The sequence below is a fragment of the Bacillus sp. PK6-013 genome, from assembly GCF_054161445.1.
Window position 1 is genome coordinate 201,885 of the sequence record NZ_CP096417.1, and the last position, 21,194, is coordinate 223,078.

Below are 21,194 nucleotides of genomic sequence, written 5' to 3' on the forward strand. Positions count from 1 at the left end.
TGTCACAGATGAATAGAATTCACCAGGCAGAAGAAGCATTGAAGAAAGCCGGAAAAAAAGTGAATCACCGATACCGAATGGGCTATCACATGATGCCCCGGGCAAACTGGATAAATGATCCAAACGGACTGATTCAATATAAAGGGGAGTATCATGTCTTTTATCAACATCATCCGTATGATGAGAATTGGGGGCCGATGCATTGGGGCCATTTGAAGAGCAGGGATCTTATTCACTGGGAACACTTGCCGATCGCTTTAGCCCCTGGCGATGCATTTGATGAGAGCGGCTGCTTCTCAGGAAGCGCAGTCGAATATAACGGCGACCTTGCTTTAATCTATACAGGGCATAATATGATAGATGAAGAGAAAGACGATTTCTATCAAAATCAGAATATAGCAGTTAGCAAAGATGGTATCACCTTTGAAAAACTGAAAGAAAACCCTGTCATCGCAGAGCCGCCGGAAGACAGCTCCCGCCACTTTCGCGATCCGAAAGTATGGAGGCATGGTGAGACCTGGTATATGGTGATCGGAAACGCCTCAAAAGAAAATGTCGGTCGGGTCATTTTATATCGCTCGCCTAACTTTGTAGATTGGGAATATGCAGGCGTCCTCGCCCAAAGCGACGGGAATCTCGGCTTTATGTGGGAATGTCCGGATTTCTTTGAATTAGACGGCAAACACATTTTGCTGATTTCTCCTCAGGGTATAGAGGCGGATGGTGATTCATATCAGAATCTGTATCAAACAGGCTATTTGATTGGAGATTATGATGAAGGCACGAATGAGTTTGTACATGGCTCCTTTAAGGAATTGGACCATGGCCATGACTTTTATGCCGTGCAAACTTTGTTGGATGACAAAGGGCGCAGAATTGCGATTGGCTGGATGGATATGTGGGAGTCAGAGATGCCGACGAAAGCGGACGGATGGTGCGGGGCTTTAACTTTGCCGCGTGAATTGACGTTGAAGAATGATCACAAAATTTTAATGAATCCGGTTGAGGAGACTCAATTACTTCGTGAATCGGAACATCATGAATGTGCCAATCAATCGATTTCCGGCAGCTATTTGATAAAGACAGCCGAAAAGCTTCTTGAAGTGGTGGCCGTTTTTGATTTGACAATTTGCAGTGCCGAAACGGTTGGCTTAAAGATTCGGGGGATTGGTCAGGAAGAGACAATCATCCAGTACAGCTTGGTTGATCAAAAGCTGACGCTCGACTGTTCAAAGTCCGGCAAAGCGCGGGACGGTGTGAGAAATGTACGGCTTGAAGCGGAGGAAAAGCTCACCTTGCATCTGTTTCTTGACAGATCGTCTATTGAAGTATTTGCAAACCATGGTGAAGCGACAATGACCAGCCGCATATATCCCAAAGAAGGAAGAGCCGGGATTGAGCTGTTTTCTGAGAAAGGCAATGTACGGGTCGAAGAGTTCACTTACTGGACGTTGAAAGATATTTGGAAAGGCGATGAAGCCGAATGAGCAGAATTTTTTGCATCGGTGAGACGTTAATCGGCTTTAACCCGAAACATGTTCTTATTTCGGCAAAGCGCAGATAAAGATTGATCTGACAAAAAAGCGGCTGTCGTGTCTTGCAGCCGCTTTCCGCTTTTTTTCGTATTACGCTCTTTCTTCAAACAGCTTCACAATTTCCACGATGACATTCGCGGCTTTTACCATATTGTCGGCGGAAATATACTCGTATTTTCCGTGAAAGTTTTCCCCGCCTGTAAAAATGTTCGGACAAGGAAGCCCCATGTATGAGAGCTGGGAGCCGTCTGTACCGCCGCGGATCGGTTTCACAACCGGCTCGATGTCCAGATTTTTCATCGCTTCATAGGCAATGTCGACAATCTCTTTGACCGGTTCGATTTTTTCCCTCATGTTGTAATATTGATCATTCATGTCCATTGTGATGCTGTTTTCGCCGTATTTGGCTTTAAGGTCGTTTGCAATTTTTTGGACGGTTTCTTTTCTCTCGTTAAATCGGTCTCTGTCAAAATCCCTGATGATATAGGAGTGAGTGGTTTCAGAGACATCGCCCTTGATCGAAAGCAGATGGTAGAAGCCTTCATAACCTTCTGTAAATTCAGGAGCTTCGTTTTCCGGAAGTCCGGCGTGAAACTGCATCGCGATTTTGGCGGCATTGACCATTTTTCCTTTTGCTGTGCCGGGGTGGACGTTCGTTCCTTTACAAGTGATTTTCGCGGCTGCAGCATTGAAGCTTTCGTACTGCAGTTCGCCGAGCGGTCCGCCGTCAACCGTATACGCGAATGTGGCGTTGAACGCCTCTACGTCAAACTTGTGGGGCCCTCTGCCGATCTCTTCATCAGGCGTAAAAGCGACTCTGATCTTCCCGTGTTTGATTTCGGGGTGCGCAATTAAATATTCGATTGCCGTCATGATTTCAGAGATTCCCGCTTTATTATCGGCGCCGAGCAAAGTCGTTCCGTCGGTAGTGATCAATGTATGTCCCGCATAATCTGCAAGCTCTGGAAATTCCTTGGGCGATAAGACGACATTGAGAGATTCATTCAGCACAATGTCTTTTCCGTCGTATTGTTCGATAACCTGCGGATTGACGTTCTTTCCGGTAAAATCTGTTGCTGTATCCACATGAGCCAGGAAGCCGATCGTCGGCACCTCTTTTTCCGTATTCGAAGGAAGCGTCGCCATCACATAGCCGTTTTCATCGATTGTGACGTCCTTCATGCCGATCTCTTTCAGCTCTTCAACAAGCATATTGGCAAGCGTCAGCTGCCCGGGAGTGGAAGGCGTCGTCTGACTGTTTTCATTTGACTGCGTATCCACTTTCGCATAAGAAATGAGACGTTCAATCAGTTTGTTCTTCATGTTTCCTTCATCTCCAATTGTTGGTTTTATGTTTATCTTATCATTCATGGCGGGCGAATCGAAAACTTTTATTCCTGTATAGGAAAATTTAGTATAATATAGTTCTAAAGGATCATCACAATTGTAAGGGAGTATCACAATGGCTAAAGGTTATACAAATGAAGGAACAAAATGGGAGTTTGCACATTCTTTCTGGCTTGTGTTCACATGGGTTCCTTTTGGATTTTTAAGCTGGTTTGCATTTATTTATATCGCAGCGCGAACGAAACAAAGAAAATGGTTATTTGCCGGGATCGGATATGCAGCGGCTGTTTTATTCGCTGCTTTTACAGCCAGAACGTTCCTTTTCGATTTGGCTATGAAAGCCTTGCTTATCGTTTGGATCATCTCAATCATTCATGCTTTCAAAACAAGGGCCGAATATTTGGTTCGGCTTGAAGCCGTCTATCGAATCAAACGATCAAGTATGAATGAACTGAGGGAAGAGCTTAAATATGAACAGGAACCGCACGGCCAAACCGGAACTTCTAAAGTGACGCTGACAAAGAAGTAAATAGAATCCGCTATTTTCGATGAAATAGCGGATTTTTTTAATGCAGAGAAAAAATTCCGTCCTTTTGAAACTTTTCTCATCCATTCTCTTCTCTAATGTTTGAAGGAGGCGCAACAGTGAAGCAAATCAGATTAGTTAAGAAAGCTGTCGCAGGCAATGCCAAAGCTTTTGAAACGCTGTTTCAAAAGCACAGCGATCAGCTTTACAGAACAGCTTACATATATGTGCGAAATAAGGAGGACGCGTTAGATATCGTTCAGGAGACGGCGTACAAGGCATTTTTATCGATTGCCCAGCTGAGGAATCCCGAATACTTTTTGACATGGCTGACGAAAATCCTCATTCATCATGCATATGCCTTATTAGACAAGAAAAAGAAAGTGGTTTTAATGGACAGGCCGCTGCAGGATGAAGGCCAGGAGCAGGAGATGGATGCGGACGACAGAATGGGGATGCTTGAAGCCGTTCAGCGGTTGCGAAAAGAATATCAAACCGCCATCATTCTATTTTATTATCACGACCTGCCGATACATGATATCGCCGAGGTGATGAATACTCCTGAAGGAACCGTTAAGACCTATTTGAAAAGAGCGAAGTTTGAATTAAAACAACTACTGACTGGGGGAGAAGACGCATGGACAAACAATGGTTCAAAAACGAAGTAAACAAGATCAATGTTCCTACAAAAGAAATCCGCGAATCAATCGATAAAGGCATCAATCGGGCCAAGCGGGAAAAAAGGTTTCGGCCGAAGCACGCCGTGAAACGAACCATTTTTGTTTCAGGCGCGGCCGCTGTGCTCCTTCTCGGCAGCGGCTTCGTTTCCCCAGCGATGCAAAGCGTGTTGGCTGACGTCCCGCTGTTTGGGAAAGCGTATCAACAATTTCATGACTATGTCGGCCAAAACTTGGTGGCGGGCCAGCTTGTCACTGAACTGAACGAGAAAGCGTCCAGCAACAACATAGACGTGACGGCGACAAGCGTTTATTTTGACGGCGGAATCATCGGTATGACGTTTAAGGTGAAAAGTGATACAAGAAAAGATTTGGATGATGGAGCGAGAATGATTCATTTCACATTATTTAATGGCGAGCGCAAATGGGCGATCGCTTCTCAAGGAGACATAAAGAAAACAGAGGATGGCTATACCGGCTACATTCAAATGGGCTATCCAGACAAACATATTCCCGATAAACTGACACTCCCGGTTACGATCACAGATATTAACGGAATCAGAGGGAAATGGAAGTTCGACATTCCGGTTGATAAACTGCCGTATAAAACGCTCCACGTAACTAAAAACAATACACAATCGGCTGATGGCCATAAGCTCGCCGTAAAAACAGTAATTCTCGGAAAAGAATCGACTGTCATCGACTATGAAGTATCCAATTCAGAGGAACATCCAAACGATCGTACATCAATTATAAAAGTGACAGATGATAAAGGAAACGAAATCCCTTATATAAGTGGAGGGCAGAGGACGACAGACAGTACAAAGAAAGGAAACAAGGTTCGTCACGAAGAAAGGCTGATCCTTGAAAAAGTGAATAAAGGAACAAAATACCTCAAGATTGAGGCGAGCAGCAGTATGGGCGATTCCGAAAAAACGCTGCCACTCACAAAAACGCCCGCCGTGCTGAGCGCTGACCGTCATGATTTCCAGATTGCCGTTGATCAGGTGAAACAAAACGGTAGCAAACTGTCTGTCGACTATCATTTGAAACATGTCGATCAATCTAAGATCGATATGGACAGCATGCAAAATTTTTTAGAAACGATGTCGCTGGTTGATTCGGCTTATAAAGGCTTTGACGAGGCGCCGGAGGGACACAGCGTAAAAGGTAATTTTACAAAAGTGCTAGATCCTGAAAAACTTCGATTCCGTTCAGACTTTACGTTAGATGGTGAATTTGGAGTGAAAAACTTCAGTCTTGACCAATATTCGCTTGATGTCGAGTTTGGTTATTTAAGCGCATTTTATTCTACACCGTTCAAGCCGATCAAAGTGCAATTGCCACAGTAAAATATATGACCCGCTGTTTCAGTGAAACGGCGGGTTGTCTGCTTTGATGGCCTCCCAACTTGAAAATTTCCTCTCCCAAAGGAAAAAATATGCACCAAAAAGAAAGCGTTTTCATTGTAAAGTAAAAGCAAACCACCAAAAAAAGGGGGAGAGTAAATGAGCAGGATGGCGAAGGTGACCGAGATGTTTGAGCGGGTCGCTTTTAAAATTACAAGCTTCAAATATATCATGGTCATTAAGTCGGCGTTTGTTACGCTGATGCCGGTCATCATTGCCGGGGCGTTTGCGGTTCTGATGCAGAATATGGTGATGAGCCCCGAGACGGGACTTGCGGTTTTCGAGCCTTTTCGGTTCTTGTCTGCGCTTGAGCCGATTATGGCCTCGATCAATTATGCGACGCTGAACTTTATTACGATCGGCGCAGTGTTTTTGATCGGGATTGAGCTCGGGAAGCTGAATGGGCATGAATCATTTTTTCCCGGCTTGATGGCGCTGATGTCCTATATCTCTGTCATTCCATCGACGGTGCTGTTGGAAGTGAACGGTTCGATGCAGGAAGTGGTTAATGTGCTGGCCAAGGAATTTACGGATCCGAAATCGCTGTTTTTGGGGATGTTTATTTCGATTGTGTCTGTTGAAATCTTCAGCAAGCTTTCGAGCATGGACCGGCTCAAAATTAAAATGCCGGACAGCGTACCGGCCAATGTCTCTGTCTCGTTCGACACTTTATTTCCTTCGATTATTACGGTCACGATCATCGCCAGCTTCGGATTTGCTTTTCATCGGCTGACGGGCGTATACCTTCATGAAGCTGTGTACAATGTCGTGCAAAAACCGCTTGAGGGTGCGATTCAAGGCCTTCCCGGCATTTTGCTGCTAGTGTTTGTCGCACAGTTTTTCTGGGTCATCGGCATACACGGAAACCAGATGGTGAAGCCGATCAGGGAGCCTTTGCTGCTCGCTTCGATTACCGTCAATATGAATGCATACGCTGCCGGCGAATCGATTCCGAATATCATTACGATGCCGTTTTGGGATGTGTACATGAGCATCGGCGGATCCGGCGTCACGATCGGCCTGTTGATCGCGATTTTTATCGCGGGGAAACGGGAGGATTTGCGCAGCATTACAAAAATTTCGTTTGGTCCCGGCATCTTCAATATCAATGAACCGGTGATCTTCGGGGTTCCCGTCATGCTGAATCCGTTAATGGCGATTCCTTTTATTGTGACGCCGCTTGTGACGGGGGCGATCGGTTACATCGCGACAGCGGCGGGCTTTGCCGGAAAAGCCGTTGTCATGGTGCCGTGGACGACACCGCCGATTATCAATGCGTGGCTGTCGACAGGAGGAAGCCTCGGCGCCGTCGTCACACAAATCGTATGCATCATCGTCTCTGCCCTTATTTATCTTCCGTTTGTGATGTTGATGAATCGAAGCCTTACGGTAAATTCTGAAAACAATGTTTCCATGTAAAGGCGTTGAAAGGGGCGAACGAAATGGCGAGACAAACGTGGAAGATTCCCGCCGATTTTATTCTCGGCGCAGCAGCGTCGGCGTGGCAGACAGAGGGGTGGGCCGGGAAGCGGCCGACACAGGATTCTTATTTGGATATGTGGTACAAGAATGACCCGCATGTATGGCATAACGGATACGGACCGGCTGTGGCAACCGATTTTTATAACCGCTATAAAGAGGATATTCATCATATGAAAGTGATCGGCTTGACACATTACCGGACATCGATTAACTGGTCCCGCTTTCTGATTGATTATGAAACAGCAGAAGTTGACGAAGTGTACGCAGGCTATATCGACGATGTCATCAATGAGCTGATTGCATCAGGTGTGGAACCGATGATTTGCCTTGAGCATTATGAGATTCCCGCAGTTTTAATGGAGAAATACGGAGGGTGGGGGTCTAAACATGTCATAGATTTATTTGCGGCATATGCGGAAAGAGTATTTGAACGATATGGAGACAGGGTGAAATATTGGTTTACTTTTAATGAACCGATTGTCCCGCAAACCCGGATTTTCCTTGATGCAATTCGATATCCATATGAGCAGAACACGAAAAAATGGATGCAATGGAATTTTAATAAGGCATTGGCGACGGCGAAATGTGTCAGGCTTTTTCACGCCCGCAAGTCCGATTGCCTGGAAGGCGCCAAAATCGGCGTTATTTTGAATCCGGAGGTTACTTATGCGAGATCAAGCGCGCCTCATGACCAAAAAGCGGCCCGCATCTATGATTTGTTTTTTAACAGGGTTTTTTTGGATCCGAGCATCAAAGGCGCCTATCCCGATGAATTGATGGAGCTCTTGGTTAAACACGATATTCTGTTTGACCATGATGAGGCGGAGCTTGACATCATCAAACAGCATACAGTAGATTTTGCCGGCATTAACCTTTATTACCCCCGCCGTGTAAAAGCTCCGTCAAGACAGTGGAATGACTCAACGCCATTTCATCCCGCTTATTACTATGAATACTTTGAGCTGCCCGGCAGAAAAATGAACCCATTCAGAGGATGGGAGATCTATCCCCAAATTGTCTATGATATGGCGATGAGACTCAAACATGAGTACGGAAATATCGAATGGCTGATTGCGGAAAACGGGATGGGCGTCGAACATGAGGAGCGTTTTAAAAATGAAGAAGGTGTCATTCAGGATGACTACAGAATCGATTTTATTTCGGCCCATTTGCGAGAGGCAATGAAAGGGATCGCAGACGGCGCAAACTGCAAAGGCTATATGCTTTGGGCGTTCACGGACAACGTCTCTCCGATGAACGCCTTTAAAAACCGCTACGGCCTTGTTGAGATCCGATTGGAGGACTACCGCAGCAGGGCGCTGAAAAAATCGGCTTGCTTTTATCGGGATATCATCAAAAACAGACAGTTTGAAACAGAGGAATTCCGGTATAAATAAAGGCGGCGGGGGGAATCATCCCGCTTGTCGTCGGGATGATTTCTCATATATGATCTACATAAAATACTCCGGCCGGTTGATCATAATCTGCTTGTTCATTTGACTGATCACGCCTTCGCAGCGGAGCTTTTTCAGGACGGTGCTGACGGTTTCGCGGGATGTCCCTGAGATTTTGGCAATTTCAGCAGCGGTGATCGGACAGTTGATGACGGTTGAATTGCTTTCTTTTTGACCGAGGCTTTCGGTTAAATAGTAAATGGCTTGTGTGACCCTGTCGTGTGCATGGGAGAGTGTAATGCGCTTCAGCCTTTCCTCGTGGAGGGCAAGAATGTCTGATAAATGATTGAGAATATCGTAAAGCAGGTTTTTGTTGTCCCGGACGAGATCTTCGAAGATGTTCATGGGTATATAGTAGAGTTCAATATCTGTTAAGGCTTCGGCGGCATAGTGATAATGCTCATCCCGAAACAAGCCTCCAAATGGAAAGAGGGTATGAGGACGTACATAGTCGGTATAAAACATGGATCCAGCTTCGTTTGATTTTTCGAGTTTGATAAAGCCGTCGAGAAGAAGGTACATTCGTTCCCGGGGGTCGTCTTCCATAAATAATATCTGGCCTTTATGGTAAGTGCGCCAATAGATAAACTGTTTCATATCTTCCAGATCTCTTTTATTCAGGGAAGCGAGAAGAGGAAACTTTTTCAGTTGATGTACGATGTCTTTGTTCTTCATATGGACCACCCTTATCGATTTTCTTATGTTGCGGCTATATAGTTTAAATTTTACTTGTTTTTGACGATTGGCAAAAGGAAGAACCCTCCCCGAGCCCTTCCTTTTGCTTTTAGGCTTGTTCGACAATCGTGCCGGCATTTCCTTGGAGAGCGTCTTTGGCTAATTTCAGGGATGTGATGACCGTTTTATTGCCTTTTTTGGCTTCGGCAAATTGGATGGCTGCTTTGACTTTTGGCAGCATGCTTCCTTCTGCAAATTGCTTTTCTTTTATATAACCTTTCAGTTCTTCGGTGGTGACGCGTTTCAGCGCGCGTTCTGTCGGCTTTAAATAATCGACGGCAACATAGTCGACACCTGTTAGAATGACCAGTTCGTCAGCCTGCACAAGTTCCGCCAGTTTGCAGGCGGCAAAGTCTTTGTCGATGACGGCGTCAATACCGGAGACGGCATCGCCGTTTTCAATGACGGGAACGCCTCCGCCGCCGGCCGCAATGACGATATGTCCGTGTTCGACAAGATCATTGATAACATCGTGTTCAAGGATCGATACCGGAGCCGGAGACGGTACGACCCGGCGCCAGCCTCTTCCGGCGTCTTCTTTAAAAACGAGGCCGCCGTTGCGGCTGTTCATCAGTTCTTTCGCTTCTTCTTCGCTGTAAAACGGACCGATCGGTTTTGTCGGGTTGCGGAATGCTTCATCATCGCCTCGGACGGCGACCCGGGTGATGACGGTTGCCGCATGTCCGCCTTTCCCTTTCGCATGCAGCGCCCGGTCAAGAGCATTTTGCAGCCAATAGCCGATCATTCCCTGGGTCATGGAAACACAAGTTTCAAGCGGCATGGCCGGTGTTTTCGGGGAATCCGCCTCTTTTTGCTGAATCATCAGGTTTCCGACCTGCGGGCCGTTTCCGTGCGTGACGATTAATTCGGCGCCGCTGTCGATCATATCCGCCAAATACATGGCGGTTTCTTCAAGCGCGCGCTTTTGCGCTTCTGCACTGGCATCTCCGGTTTGGATGGCATTACCGCCAAGTGCGACGACAATTTTTCTTTTTTTCATTTGATCATCACCTCTGTTTTGTTAAATTGAAATGCTTCCCGCAGCCAGCCTGATCACGGCGATGACAGCCAATACAAGAATCGCGGCGGCAATCAAAAGCTCGGCCTTATTGAAGACGGGGCCTTCTTTTCCTTTGCGGACAGCCCGGAATACGAGAATGCCGGGAGCGTATAAAATCATGGTCAAAAGCAGGTAATCAAGTCCTGCGGCATATACGAGCCAGACGCCGTAAATGCTTGCGATGATCCCGATGATGAGGTTCTTTCCCCGGTTAGGTTCTTTGTGCAGCCAGCTGTATTTAAGCTGATAAAGCCCGGAAAACAGATACGGGATCAAGATGGCCGAGGAAGCCAAGGAGAATGCAAACTGATAGGCCGCATCCGAAATGAGAAACGTCAGCAAAAACAGCTGGATAATGGCGTTTGTCAAAGTCAGCGCATTTGTCGGCGCGCCGTTTTTATTTTCTTTGCCGAACCATTTCGGGAAGACCCCTTCGCGCGCCGCGATCAGCGGGAGTTCGCCCGCGAATAATGTCCAGGCCAGCCAGGCGCCCAATACGGAAATGATTAATCCCAAGTTGATGAGCACAGCTCCCCATTTGCCGACGATATGCTCCATGATCGCGGCCATTGAAGGATTCGGAAGCCCGGCCAAGTTTTGCTGATTCATGACGCCGAGCGACAGCATCGTAATCATGACGTAAATCACAAGTACACTGATCAAGCCGATGACAGTCGCTTTGCCGACATCGCTTGATTTTTTGGCACGGCTTGAGAATAAGACGGCCCCTTCAATTCCGGTAAACACCCAGACGGTCACCAGCATCGTGCTCTTGACCTGTGTCCCGATGGAACCGAGCGACAGCCCTTTTCCCCAGAAATCGTTCGTAAATAAATCAAGATGAAACACAAAGATAATGGCGATAATGAAAGCAAAAATCGGTACCAGTTTTGAAATGGTCGTAATTAAGTTGATCATGGCAGCGGACTGTACCCCGCGCAGGATCAAAAAGTGCACGCACCAGAGGATTACGCTTGCACCGATAATCGATGCGACGTTTTGTCCGTCTCCAAACGCAGGGATGAAATATCCGACTGCGCTGAACAGCAGCGTTCCGTATGCGACATTGCCGAGAAGGGCTGCGAACCAGTACCCCCAGCCGCTGTTAAACCCCATAAAATGGCCGAATCCTTCCCGCGCATAAGTGAAAATACCGCCGTCTAAATCAGGCCTTTTCGTGGTCAAGTTTTGGAAAGAGAAGGCCAGGGCAATCATGCCGACTCCGGTGATGATCCAGCCGATTAAAATGGCTCCCGCCCCCGCTCCTGAAGCCATGTCGCTTGCAAGGTTGAAGGCGCCCCCGCCGATCATCGATCCGATGACAAGCGCGATAAGTGCAAACAGCCCAAGTTTCTTTTCTTCCGCCATTTTTGTCACCTCATTCGGTTTAGAATGGAAAAGGGAATGAGCCCCTTTTCCTGTCAGTCAAGATCGCCGAGTGTCGCTGCCATGACAGCTTTAATTGTGTGCATGCGGTTTTCAGCTTCATCGAACACTTTAGAGTGTTTGCTGCGGAACACTTCGTCCGTCACTTCCATTTCTTTAAGGCCGTGCTGATCGTAAACGTTTTGTCCGTAAGTTGTATGAAGGTCGTGGAAGGCAGGCAGACAGTGCAGGAAGATGACGTTATCGTTTCCTGTTTTCTTGACGAGATCCATATTCACTTGATAAGGCTTGAGCAGTTTGATCCTTTCAGCGAACTTGTCTTCTTCTCCCATGGATACCCAGACGTCCGTATACAGAACGTCGGCTCCGGACACGGCTTCATCTGTATCGCTTGTGACGGTGATTTTTCCGCCGGATTCTTCGGCGAACGCTTCCGCCATTTTAACGATGTCTTGATCAGGGAACAGCTCTTGAGGCGAGCAGATTCTCACGTCCATGCCGACTTTGGCGCCGCCGATGAGCAGGCTGTTTGCGACGTTGTTACGGCCGTCGCCGATATAGGTGAGTTTGATCCCTTTTACGCGTCCCGTATGTTCTTTCACTGTCATAAAGTCCGCAAGCATCTGCGTCGGATGCCATAAATCGGTCAGCCCGTTCCATACCGGCACACCGGAATGCTCTGCCAGGGAAATCACTTTTTCATGTTCAAATCCGCGGAATTCAATTCCGTCGAACATGCGGCCGAGAACTTTGGCTGTGTCTTCGATCGATTCTTTTTTGCCGAGTTGAATGTCGTCTTTTCCCAAATATTCGGGATGCGCACCGAGGTCGATACAGGCTGTCGTGAAAGCGCAGCGCGTTCTTGTAGAAGGCTTTTCAAACAGCAAAGCGATGTTTTTACCTTCCAAATAGCGATGCTTGATGCCTTGCGCTTTTTTTTCTTTTAATTTTTGGGCGAGATCGAGCAAATAGAGGATTTCTTCTTCGGAAAAATCTTTTTCAGCTAAGTAGCTTCTGCCTTTTAAATCAATCGTTTGGTTCATGGATCTCTCTCCTTTTTCTTTAGGTTTGGCTATTTCACATCTTCGCGATAGAGCGGCATGCTCATGCAGCGCGGGCCGCCGCGTCCTCTTGAAAGCTCCCCGCTCGGGATTTCGATAACTTTAATGCCCTGTTCTCTCAAACATTCGTTAGAAATGTAATTCCGGTCATAGGTGACGACGACACCAGGAGCGATCGCGAGTGTATTGGAACCGTCATTCCACTGCTCTCTGGCTGAAGCGATTTCGTCTCCGCCGCCGCAGAAGATCAAGTTGACATCTGAAAGGCCGAGCGTTCTTTTTAGCACTTCCGGCAGATTGTGTTCTTCAGTCGTACGAATGTCGTCTGCCGTTTCCCCTCTCTCAAGAACGAAGATCCGCATGTCTCCTTCAGGCCCCTGGATGGCGGGATGGATCGTGAATTGATCTCGGTCAACCATCGTGAAGACGGTATCTAAATGCATAAAGGCTCTGCTCTTCGGTATTTCGACGGCCAGTACGCGGCGAATCCGGCTCTGCCGCTGAAATAAGTTCCGGACAAGACGCTCGATCGCCTGAGCCGTTGTCCGTTCTGATACCCCGATCGCTACGGTATCTTCATTTAAGACAAGCTCATCTCCGCCTTCGATATTGAATTTGAAATCACGGTCAAGCCAAACCGGAATCTCATGCCCTTTAAAACGCGGGTGGTGATTGATAATGTAGCGCATAAACAGCGACTCTCTCCTGCGAGCAGGCTCTTTCATTTTGTTGATGGTCAGTCCGCTTCCGATGGCGGCCGCCGGATCTCTTGTGAAGTAAAGGTTTGGCATCGGATCGAGATAAAATGGATAATGGTCTTCCATCAGCTCATGAAGATGCGATTTCTTTTCGCGTTCCAGCTCATTTTTTCGAATCCCGCTCATCACATGTTCGACCATCGAATCGGCGTCAAAGGTGAGCAAGAACTCTTTCAGTCTGTCGTAAGCGCCGTTGATATCTGCTTTGCTTTCCGTTAACAGCTCATCGATAAACCGCTCGCGGATGAAAGCGTCATCCAGGGCTTCAGCCGTCAGCTTTTCTAAATAAAGAACTTCAACTCCCTGTTTCTTTAACGTTTCTGCAAATTGGTCATGCTCTTTTTGCACCGCTGGCAAAAAGGGAATATCGTCAAAGAGAAGCCTTTCCAGATATTCGGGTGTGAGGTTTTCCAGTTCCCGACCGGGCCGCTTCAGCATGACGGTTTTCAAAGGGCCGATTTCAGAGTAAACGTGTATCGGTGTTGTCATGATCATCCCGCCTCCTAAGCTCTTTTTGTTACATGTACAGCTTAAAACAGGAAGGAAAAGCTCGATGTGAAAGCGATAACAACGAAAACGTGATATATTTCACATGTTTTTTGATGAAGCAAAAACAAAAATGAATAATTATGATAAATCGAAAATGAGTCCTTGCAGGAGCAGAGAATAGAACGTATAAAACGTGTATATTTTTAAAGGGGATTTTTTGAAAAAATTTTTTTTGAGGGAAAAAAAGCTGATCCGGATGGCCGGATCAGCATAAGTGATCACAAAATGATTGGGCTGCCTCAGGCGATTGGGAAATCACAAGGCATGTATCGTTCCCGCATATACAGCCCAGCATTTCCGGGCTTCCCAGCTTATCAAGAAGGACGCCGATGGCATGGGCGTTGCCGGGCATTGTTTTAATAATGATCAAGTTGTCCGTCCGATGCACATGAAGGACAACGTCGGAGATTTTATCTTTTAATATTTTGGAAGGGTTGATGGATAAGGAAGCATTTGTCGTGTAGACAAGCTTTCCGTTTTCACCGGGCTGTTTCACAAGATACATTTCTTTAATATCGCGGGAAATGGTAGACTGCGAAACGGCGATGCCCCGTTTTTCCAGCAGGGATGCCAGCTGTTCCTGATTTTCTACCGGATGTTCGAGAATGGTTTGCTTGATGAGCCATTGCCGTTTTTGTTTGTTCATAAAAGCGCCTCCCAGGCAAAACACGTATATCTATTATTATAGGACGGTTTTATCGTCGGCAGATGGAAGCTATTTTACAAAAAAACAAATCTTTCAGGCTGTTAAAGGGGTTGATAGACCCCAAAATTTCACTTATAATGCTTGAAGATGACAAATTGATAACAGAGAAAAGGTGGTTTTCTAGGGTTCCGCAGTGGGTTCCGCGCTGGTCTGGTCCGAGAGAAAACACATAGCGAAGATATCGTTATGACACGGTGGGATAAAAGCCCAGGAGTTTTTGCTCTTAATCAAAGAGCTTCTCTCCGGGGCTTTTTTACTTTTTACAGGAAATCGACTACGAATAAGGAAGGGGATGCAGTTTTATGAAAAAGAAAGCAATGGATATGATCCTGATTGTTATAGGCGCATTTTTCTTTGCGTTAGCCGTGAATCTGTTCGCCATCCCGAATGACTTGGGAGAAGGCGGCGTCACGGGGATCACGCTGATTTTATACTACGTTTTTGAATGGTCTCCGGGCATCACAAACTTTGTGCTGAATGGCATTCTTCTGATTATCGGCTATCGCTTTTTGGATAAAAAAACGACGATTTATACCATCATTGCGGTGGCGGCCAATTCATTTTTTCTGCATGTTACTGAAGATTGGACGGTGCCGGCTGATGAAGTGATCATCAGCACGATCTTTGCCGGGGTATTTGCCGGCGTCGGCATCGGCATGATCATCCGTGTCGGCGGAACCACTGCCGGGTCTGCGATTCTCGCGAGAATCGCCAATAAATATTTCGACTGGAACATCAGCTATGCCTTGCTGATGATCGATTTAGTTGTCGTGTTCAGTTCCTACTTTATCATTGGTGCTGAAAAGCTGATGTTTACGATTGTCATGCTGTACATCGCCACAAAGGTCATGGATTTCATTATCGAAGGGCTCAACACGAAAAAAGCGATCACGATCATTTCTGAGCATAAAAACGAGATCGCCGCGCAGGTCAATACCTTGATGGACCGCGGCGTCACGATATTAACGGGACGCGGACACTATACGGGCGATTCCAAAGAAATTCTATACATTGTCATTAATAAACAAGAGCTGTCCATGCTCAAGAAAATTATAAGAAGCACAGATAAAAAAGCATTTGTCATCATCCACGATGTCAGGGATGTATTCGGCGAGGGATTTGTTGATATTTCAAAATAGGGGAAGGCTGCCGGCAGATGGCCGGGAGACTTTTTGTATTCATCGGGTCGTGATTAGGGACAGATCGTCTGCTGGTTGGACGAATACGTGATCATTCACACTGCAAGTTTTATGCAGAAACCGGTTTCTGTGGTAAGGTAGATTGTGGCATGAATTTCATTAATATAGAAATCCGCTTGCTGAAGTAAAGGAGGTCTATTATTTTTGGAACAGGAAGACAAAAAACCAATTGATGTGAAAAGCCGAATGTTCTTTAGAGTATGGGCTTTTGCGGGGACGGCAGGTTTCGGATTGGTCGGAGTGTGGCTCTTTTATGAAGCAATAAAACTCGAATCGAAATATTCATTGCTTTACCTGGGAGTCGGACTTTTCGGGATCATCTATGGTTTGATTACTTTTCTAATGATATTTCCGGCATTCACGAAAAAAGGAAACATCATCTTCAGCATGATCGAGGGAGAAGGCGGGCGGCTGTTCTCAGGGAAGAAATCTGTATTGTTCAAGGACATTAAAAGCATTAAAATGGCGCAGCACCGCTTCAGCCCGAAAGGCATTTTCTTTATGGATATACTGATAGAGACGCGCGGGAACGGCATGGTGCGGATTCCGACGTACAACATTCTTCCTGAACCGGCATTTTATAAAGCGGTCGAGCTATACATTCTGCCCTATATGACGGAGGAAGCGCGTGCGGACTGGATCGGCCGGTTCACAGAAGCGCAAAGAAAAGCTTATTTAAATGAATTTCATAAAGATATTTAATCGTCCGGGAAAGAGCAATTTTCGAGATGAATGAAAATAACTGAAACCTTTGGGGAAATTCATTCGTCTTAATTAGAGGCCGTAGTCTTAAATGCGGAATTTTTTTACGCAGACGTGGACTGTTTGAGTGAGGGAAGCTGGGGGATTTTCATCGTGGACGTGCTTGAATAACCGCCGAGACTTTTAGTAGAATGATATATTATCGTTTCCTCACGCTTCATTGACTGAAACAGAAAGCGGTCTGAAAAAAGTTTAAAAAGGTAGAGGTTATCATGAAAAAAATATTCTCTCATAAGCTAAGCTTTTTTGTGTTAGCTGTTGTTTTTGTATGGGCTAAAACCTATGCTTCCTACTTTTTAGAGTTTAATTTGGGTGTGAAAGGGTCTACGCAGCACATGTTGCTGTTTATCAACCCATTCAGCTTCACGATTGCTGCACTCGGTTTGGCTTTGTTTGCTAAAGGCCGTCGGTCGGCGATATGGATCATCATCATTGATGCTGTGATGACGTTTGCTTTATATGCAAATATCCTGTTTTACCGTTTCTTTGATGACTTTTTGACGTTTGCAAACTTAAAACAAGCCGGAAACCTCGGCAACATGTCGGATGGCGTTTTTGACATCATGGCATTTCATGACGTTATCTATTTCGTCGATTTGATCATTCTGATTGCATTATGTGTGAAGCTGCCTGAACTGAAGGCGGCACAACTGAAAAAAAGATGGGCTGCAACTGTCGTTATCGGCGGAGTGGCGCTGTTTTTCATCAACCTTGCAGTTGCTGAGACAGACCGTCCGGAGCTTTTGACAAGAACATTTGACCGAAATTATATCGTCAAGTATTTGGGGCCTTACAATTACATGATCTATGATGGTGTTCAGGCTGCCCAAAACGCGAGCCAAAAGGCATATGCGAGCAGCGACGACCTGACGAGCGTCATCAACTATACAAATTCGCATTATGCAAAACCGAATGACGAGTATTTCGGCGCAGCAAAAGGCAAGAACATCATCAAGATTCATTTGGAAAGCTTCCAGACGTTTTTGATCGATTATAAGCTGAACGGAAAAGAAGTCACGCCGTTCTTGAACAAGCTGGCGCACGGCCAGAATGACATGATGTATTTCGATAACTTTTTCCATCAGACCGGTCAAGGTAAAACCGCGGATGCCGAATTGATGATGGACAACAGCCTTTACGGACTGCCTGAAGGCAGCGCGTTTGTAACAAAAGGGCAAAATACGTACCAGTCCCTGCCGGCGATTCTGAACCAAAAAGAAGGCTACACAAGCGCCGTGCTCCACGGGGATTACAAGTCATTCTGGAACCGCGACCAGGTGTATAAACAAATTGGCTATGACAAATTCTTCGATGCCAGCACATATGACATGTCAGAGGAGAATCTCGTCAACCTTGGCTTGAAAGACAAGCCGTTCTTTGAAGAATCAATTCCGAAGCTGAAATCGCTGAAACAGCCGTTCTATGCGCATTTAATCTCGCTGACAAACCACTATCCGTTCATTTTGGATGAAAAGGATGCCACCCTTGAAAAGGGAACGACGGGAGACAAAACGGTAGACGGGTATTTCCAGACGGCGCGTTATCTTGACGAAGCGCTTGAAGATTTCTTTAAAGAGCTGAAAAAATCGGGATTATATGATGATTCCGTCATCGTCATCTATGGCGACCACAACGGAATCTCAGAGAACCACAACCGTGCGATGAAAGAAGTATTAGGAAAAGAGATTACACCGTATCAAAACGCGATGAATCAGCGCGTACCGCTTATGATCCGCGTTCCGGGCAAAAAAGGCGGAGTCAATCATACGTATGGCGGCGAAATGGATGTCATGCCGACACTTCTTCACCTGCAAGGTATTGACAGCAAAAAATACATCAACTTTGGTACAGACCTCTTTTCTAAAGACCACGACGAAACCGTGGCTTTCAGAAATGGAAACTATGTAACGCCGAAGTACACGATGATTGATACGACCGTATACGATACAAAGACAGGAAAAGAGATCAAAGGCAACCAGGAAACGGAAAACCTCAAATCACAGGTGTCCGAACAGCTGGATCTGTCCGACCAAGTACTCTATAAAGATCTGTTAAGGTTCCACGAAATTTCAGACTTCAAACCTGTTGATCCATCAACGTATCATTACGGAAAAGAAAAAACCGGCGAGTAAAAACGAAAAGCCGCCTGACTGCTTTATGAAGCGTCGGGCGGTTTTTTTTGTGAGGCTGGTCCGCCGTTGTTCTAAGAAGCCGGCCCGGCACATAGATTGATAGGAAAGAGGACAGAACAAGGATAGAGGATGTGAGAACGTTGACCAAATCTCAGTATTTTTTTAAATTGCATCCTTTAATGGTGCCGGCCGGCTGGACAGTGAAAGAAAATCATTTGTATCAAAAGCCGATTCGCGATCCCCGCCGTACGCTCTTCACCTTGGAGAATGAAACCTCCGGTAAAATGGTACAAGTTGAATATGCTGGAGAACTGAAGTACGTTATCAGGATGCTAAATGCTGATCAAACGCTGGTCAGTGAAGATTCAGATACGCCGTATGAACAGCTGGTCGAACGGTTGGAAGATAGGATTCGCGCCTCTGGCGGCGCCCGCAATTTGCTGAGGCTTAGAATCCCGGCCGGCTGGACGGTTGTGCATCACTCATTAACCGATACAAACCCCGATGAATTGGCGCCTGACAGCAAGGCCTGGCGGTCAGATTTCAAACGGGATCTTTTGAAGCTGCGGCATGAGGAAGAATGCCTCCTCCTCGATATAGAGTGGTATCCCGAGTGCAGTCCGGCCGGCCATTATGCGCTGAAATTGATTAAGAACGGGAACTGGAACAGTCCTTTGGAAGACATGCTGTGCATCCATCCGAAGGAATTGGCCTATGAGATTCACGCTGTTTTGAAAAAGACTTGTGAACATCAATATGTTGATGAAGCCGGCGCATAACGCGGCCGGTTTTTTGTGTGAAAAGTCCTTTGTTCAATACATACTTTTTATTCAATAAAATGTCATATTTTTCTTGAGTGAATAAGAAAAATATTTTATCATGGTAAAAGATACATAAGAATTAGACGAAAGGGGTCAAACGGGATGAAAAAAATAGCAGCGGGTCTTTTGTCTGCCGGTCTTATCATCGGTTTTTCCTGGGGTGCCGGCGATGTGGCAGAAGCAAAAACGAAGGTAAAAACGTACAAAAACTGCAAAGCTTTAAACAAAGACTATAAAGGCGGCGTCGCACGTTCGAAGTCGGTCAAAAACAAAGGCGGAAAAACGAAGTACAAGCCGTATGTTTCAAAAGCGCTTTATGACGCCAATAAAAAGCTTGACCGCGATAAAGACAAAATTGCCTGTGAGCGCTGATATATCCAAAAAAAGATCTCTTGCTGAGGGGGTCTTTTTTTGTTTATCAGGAAATTTATGAAAATTAAAGACTGCTGAAACATAATCTTAACAGTGCGAACCTATACTTTGGCAAGAGAAGAGCAAAAGGGGAGTGGATGATGTGTCAGCTTTATTAAAGAAATTGATGTTATCTTCATTGATCGGGGTTTCTATCGGGTCAGCACTGTTTGCACCGGACGCGGGAGCGCAAGAGCCGGCGGCGAAGCCTAAAAAAGTGGCTGTCATTGCGCACAGAGGTGCTTCGGGATATGCGCCGGAAAACACGATGGCTGCCTTTGAAAAGGCGCATCAGATGAAAGCGGATTATATCGAGCTGGATGTTCAAATGTCCAAGGACGGGGAGCTTGTCGTCATTCATGATATAACTGTAAACCGTACGACAGACATCGGCTCAGTGCTGCCGGTCGCCGTAAAGGACTTGACGCTTGCCGAGCTGCGCAAGCTTGATGCTGGCAGCTACTTCGGGCCGCAGTTCGCCGGAGAACGCATTCCGACATTTGAAGAAGTGCTTGACCGGTATAAAGGGAAGATCGGAATGCTGATCGAATTGAAAGAACCTGCACGCTATCCGGGAATCGAAGAAAAAGTATCAGCGGCATTGAAAGAGCGGAGAATGGATAAGCCTAAAAACGGAAAAATCATTGTACAATCGTTTGATTTCAACTCTGTATACAAAATTCATCAGCTGCTCCCATCAATGCCGACAGGTGTCTTAACGTCAAAAACAGCGGACTTAACAGATGCAAAGCTCAAGGCATTTTCCGGCTATGCCAAATATGTGAACGCCAACTTAAAAAATGTGGCCGCTGATCCTACACTTGTGCCGAGAATCCATGCGTTCGGCATGAAAATTACGCCATGGACCGTCCGCTCCCGCGATGAAGTGCCTCCGCTTTTAAAGGCTGGCGTGGACGGGATTGTGACAGACTTTCCCGACTATGTTCCGAAAAAAGTACGCTAGATACTAAACAGAAAGCCTGCAGTTTGCTCTGCAGGCTTCAGCGTGTCGACAAACCCTCGCATTCGTTGTCAGGCCTGCGCGTCGGTGCTCACGAATTCCAACATTCGCTCCGCTCCGATGCTCGGCCTTCCTAGACTGCAAAGGTTTTCAATCACGCTGAAAAGATGACAAAATCCCAAAACAAAAAGCCGTTTTGGGATTTTGTCAACAATCTGAAGCC

Annotated in this window: 19 protein-coding genes and 1 riboswitch; of the genes, 12 read left to right on the forward strand and 7 right to left on the reverse strand. The window is 46.2% G+C overall.

Going from position 1 to position 21,194, the window contains the following annotated elements; all coding sequences use genetic code 11:
• Positions 1 to 8 precede the first annotated feature (8 nt).
• Complete coding sequence (locus tag M1E03_RS00970) at positions 9 to 1,487, forward strand: glycoside hydrolase family 32 protein (RefSeq protein ID WP_025810567.1); 1,479 nt, start codon at positions 9 to 11, stop codon at positions 1,485 to 1,487.
• A 138-nt stretch (positions 1,488 to 1,625) separates the two neighbouring features.
• On the opposite strand, the gene pepT is transcribed toward M1E03_RS00970, so the two are convergent.
• Entirely contained in the window at positions 1,626 to 2,858 is a 1,233-nt protein-coding gene (pepT, locus tag M1E03_RS00975) for a peptidase T (protein WP_458110618.1), read from the reverse strand.
• Positions 2,859 to 2,997: 139 nt separating this feature from the next.
• On the opposite strand from pepT, the gene M1E03_RS00980 reads away from it, so the two are divergent.
• The 5 genes from M1E03_RS00980 to M1E03_RS01000 all read left to right on the forward strand — a co-directional run bounded on the left by M1E03_RS00980 (position 2,998) and on the right by M1E03_RS01000 (position 8,373).
• The gene (locus M1E03_RS00980; RefSeq protein ID WP_020453473.1) at positions 2,998 to 3,411 is read left to right on the forward strand and encodes a hypothetical protein; all 414 of its coding nucleotides are present in this window, start codon (positions 2,998 to 3,000) and stop codon (positions 3,409 to 3,411) included.
• Between the two features lie 95 nt (positions 3,412 to 3,506).
• Positions 3,507 to 4,076 carry a sigma-70 family RNA polymerase sigma factor gene (locus M1E03_RS00985; RefSeq protein ID WP_458110619.1) on the forward strand — a complete coding sequence of 190 codons (570 nt, stop codon included), beginning with the start codon at positions 3,507 to 3,509 and terminating at the stop codon, positions 4,074 to 4,076.
• Positions 4,046 to 5,437 carry a DUF4179 domain-containing protein gene (locus M1E03_RS00990; RefSeq protein ID WP_105981308.1) on the forward strand — a complete coding sequence of 464 codons (1,392 nt, stop codon included), beginning with the start codon at positions 4,046 to 4,048 and terminating at the stop codon, positions 5,435 to 5,437. The genes M1E03_RS00985 and M1E03_RS00990 overlap by 31 nt, the downstream gene beginning before the upstream one ends.
• Before the next feature lie 156 nt (positions 5,438 to 5,593).
• Positions 5,594 to 6,913, forward strand: coding sequence for a PTS sugar transporter subunit IIC (locus M1E03_RS00995; RefSeq protein WP_458110620.1), 1,320 nt, complete (start codon positions 5,594 to 5,596; stop codon positions 6,911 to 6,913).
• Positions 6,914 to 6,936: 23 nt separating this feature from the next.
• Complete coding sequence (locus M1E03_RS01000) at positions 6,937 to 8,373, forward strand: glycoside hydrolase family 1 protein (RefSeq protein ID WP_458110621.1); 1,437 nt, start codon at positions 6,937 to 6,939, stop codon at positions 8,371 to 8,373.
• Positions 8,374 to 8,427: 54 nt separating this feature from the next.
• Here M1E03_RS01000 and M1E03_RS01005 read toward each other — a convergent pair whose 3' ends face one another.
• From M1E03_RS01005 to argR, 6 genes are all read right to left on the reverse strand, one after another.
• Positions 8,428 to 9,105 (reverse strand): Crp/Fnr family transcriptional regulator, encoded by a 678-nt coding sequence (locus M1E03_RS01005; protein WP_458110622.1) that lies wholly within the window; start codon positions 9,103 to 9,105, stop codon positions 8,428 to 8,430.
• A 109-nt stretch (positions 9,106 to 9,214) separates the two neighbouring features.
• Positions 9,215 to 10,165 carry a carbamate kinase gene (gene arcC, locus M1E03_RS01010; RefSeq protein WP_020453467.1) on the reverse strand — a complete coding sequence of 317 codons (951 nt, stop codon included), beginning with the start codon at positions 10,163 to 10,165 and terminating at the stop codon, positions 9,215 to 9,217.
• Positions 10,166 to 10,186: 21 nt separating this feature from the next.
• The gene (arcD, locus tag M1E03_RS01015; RefSeq protein ID WP_020453466.1) at positions 10,187 to 11,593 is read right to left on the reverse strand and encodes an arginine-ornithine antiporter; all 1,407 of its coding nucleotides are present in this window, start codon (positions 11,591 to 11,593) and stop codon (positions 10,187 to 10,189) included.
• Between the two features lie 53 nt (positions 11,594 to 11,646).
• Positions 11,647 to 12,654, reverse strand: coding sequence for an ornithine carbamoyltransferase (gene argF / locus M1E03_RS01020; protein WP_020453465.1), 1,008 nt, complete (start codon positions 12,652 to 12,654; stop codon positions 11,647 to 11,649).
• Between the two features lie 29 nt (positions 12,655 to 12,683).
• Positions 12,684 to 13,919, reverse strand: coding sequence for an arginine deiminase (arcA, locus tag M1E03_RS01025; protein WP_023856930.1), 1,236 nt, complete (start codon positions 13,917 to 13,919; stop codon positions 12,684 to 12,686).
• A 265-nt stretch (positions 13,920 to 14,184) separates the two neighbouring features.
• A complete protein-coding gene (argR, locus tag M1E03_RS01030; RefSeq protein ID WP_020453463.1) occupies positions 14,185 to 14,625 on the reverse strand; it encodes an arginine repressor in 441 nt (146 codons plus the stop codon).
• 169 nt (positions 14,626 to 14,794) lie between these two features.
• Positions 14,795 to 14,901: riboswitch (guanidine-I (ykkC/yxkD leader) on the forward strand.
• An 86-nt stretch (positions 14,902 to 14,987) separates the two neighbouring features.
• Between argR and M1E03_RS01035 the strand changes: the two genes are divergently transcribed.
• From M1E03_RS01035 to M1E03_RS01060, 6 genes are all read left to right on the forward strand, one after another.
• Positions 14,988 to 15,824, forward strand: a complete 837-nt coding sequence (locus tag M1E03_RS01035) for a YitT family protein (RefSeq protein WP_020453462.1) — start codon at positions 14,988 to 14,990, stop codon at positions 15,822 to 15,824.
• Between the two features lie 204 nt (positions 15,825 to 16,028).
• Entirely contained in the window at positions 16,029 to 16,586 is a 558-nt protein-coding gene (locus tag M1E03_RS01040) for a YfjD family protein (RefSeq protein ID WP_458110623.1), read from the forward strand.
• 272 nt (positions 16,587 to 16,858) lie between these two features.
• Complete coding sequence (locus M1E03_RS01045) at positions 16,859 to 18,778, forward strand: LTA synthase family protein (protein ID WP_023856932.1); 1,920 nt, start codon at positions 16,859 to 16,861, stop codon at positions 18,776 to 18,778.
• Between the two features lie 131 nt (positions 18,779 to 18,909).
• Positions 18,910 to 19,557, forward strand: a complete 648-nt coding sequence (locus tag M1E03_RS01050; protein ID WP_020453459.1) for a hypothetical protein — start codon at positions 18,910 to 18,912, stop codon at positions 19,555 to 19,557.
• Between the two features lie 144 nt (positions 19,558 to 19,701).
• Positions 19,702 to 19,971, forward strand: coding sequence for an excalibur calcium-binding domain-containing protein (locus M1E03_RS01055; protein ID WP_020453458.1), 270 nt, complete (start codon positions 19,702 to 19,704; stop codon positions 19,969 to 19,971).
• A gap of 142 nt (positions 19,972 to 20,113) precedes the next feature.
• Entirely contained in the window at positions 20,114 to 20,974 is an 861-nt protein-coding gene (locus M1E03_RS01060) for a glycerophosphodiester phosphodiesterase (RefSeq protein WP_458110624.1), read from the forward strand.
• Positions 20,975 to 21,194 lie beyond the last annotated feature (220 nt).

Coding starts and splice junctions, on each gene's coding strand:
- M1E03_RS01045 (WP_023856932.1), top strand. CDS start 16,859: ATGAAAAAAATATTCTCTCATAAGCTAAGCTTTTTTGTGTTAGCTGTT.
- arcD (WP_020453466.1), bottom strand. CDS start 11,593: ATGGCGGAAGAAAAGAAACTTGGGCTGTTTGCACTTATCGCGCTTGTC.
- M1E03_RS00980 (WP_020453473.1), top strand. CDS start 2,998: ATGGCTAAAGGTTATACAAATGAAGGAACAAAATGGGAGTTTGCACAT.
- M1E03_RS01055 (WP_020453458.1), top strand. CDS start 19,702: ATGAAAAAAATAGCAGCGGGTCTTTTGTCTGCCGGTCTTATCATCGGT.
- M1E03_RS00995 (WP_458110620.1), top strand. CDS start 5,594: ATGAGCAGGATGGCGAAGGTGACCGAGATGTTTGAGCGGGTCGCTTTT.
- M1E03_RS00990 (WP_105981308.1), top strand. CDS start 4,046: ATGGACAAACAATGGTTCAAAAACGAAGTAAACAAGATCAATGTTCCT.
- M1E03_RS01000 (WP_458110621.1), top strand. CDS start 6,937: ATGGCGAGACAAACGTGGAAGATTCCCGCCGATTTTATTCTCGGCGCA.
- M1E03_RS00985 (WP_458110619.1), top strand. CDS start 3,507: ATGTTTGAAGGAGGCGCAACAGTGAAGCAAATCAGATTAGTTAAGAAA.
- argR (WP_020453463.1), bottom strand. CDS start 14,625: ATGAACAAACAAAAACGGCAATGGCTCATCAAGCAAACCATTCTCGAA.
- M1E03_RS01035 (WP_020453462.1), top strand. CDS start 14,988: ATGAAAAAGAAAGCAATGGATATGATCCTGATTGTTATAGGCGCATTT.
- pepT (WP_458110618.1), bottom strand. CDS start 2,858: ATGAAGAACAAACTGATTGAACGTCTCATTTCTTATGCGAAAGTGGAT.
- argF (WP_020453465.1), bottom strand. CDS start 12,654: ATGAACCAAACGATTGATTTAAAAGGCAGAAGCTACTTAGCTGAAAAA.
- arcC (WP_020453467.1), bottom strand. CDS start 10,165: ATGAAAAAAAGAAAAATTGTCGTCGCACTTGGCGGTAATGCCATCCAA.
- M1E03_RS00970 (WP_025810567.1), top strand. CDS start 9: ATGAATAGAATTCACCAGGCAGAAGAAGCATTGAAGAAAGCCGGAAAA.
- arcA (WP_023856930.1), bottom strand. CDS start 13,919: ATGACAACACCGATACACGTTTACTCTGAAATCGGCCCTTTGAAAACC.
- M1E03_RS01005 (WP_458110622.1), bottom strand. CDS start 9,105: ATGAAGAACAAAGACATCGTACATCAACTGAAAAAGTTTCCTCTTCTC.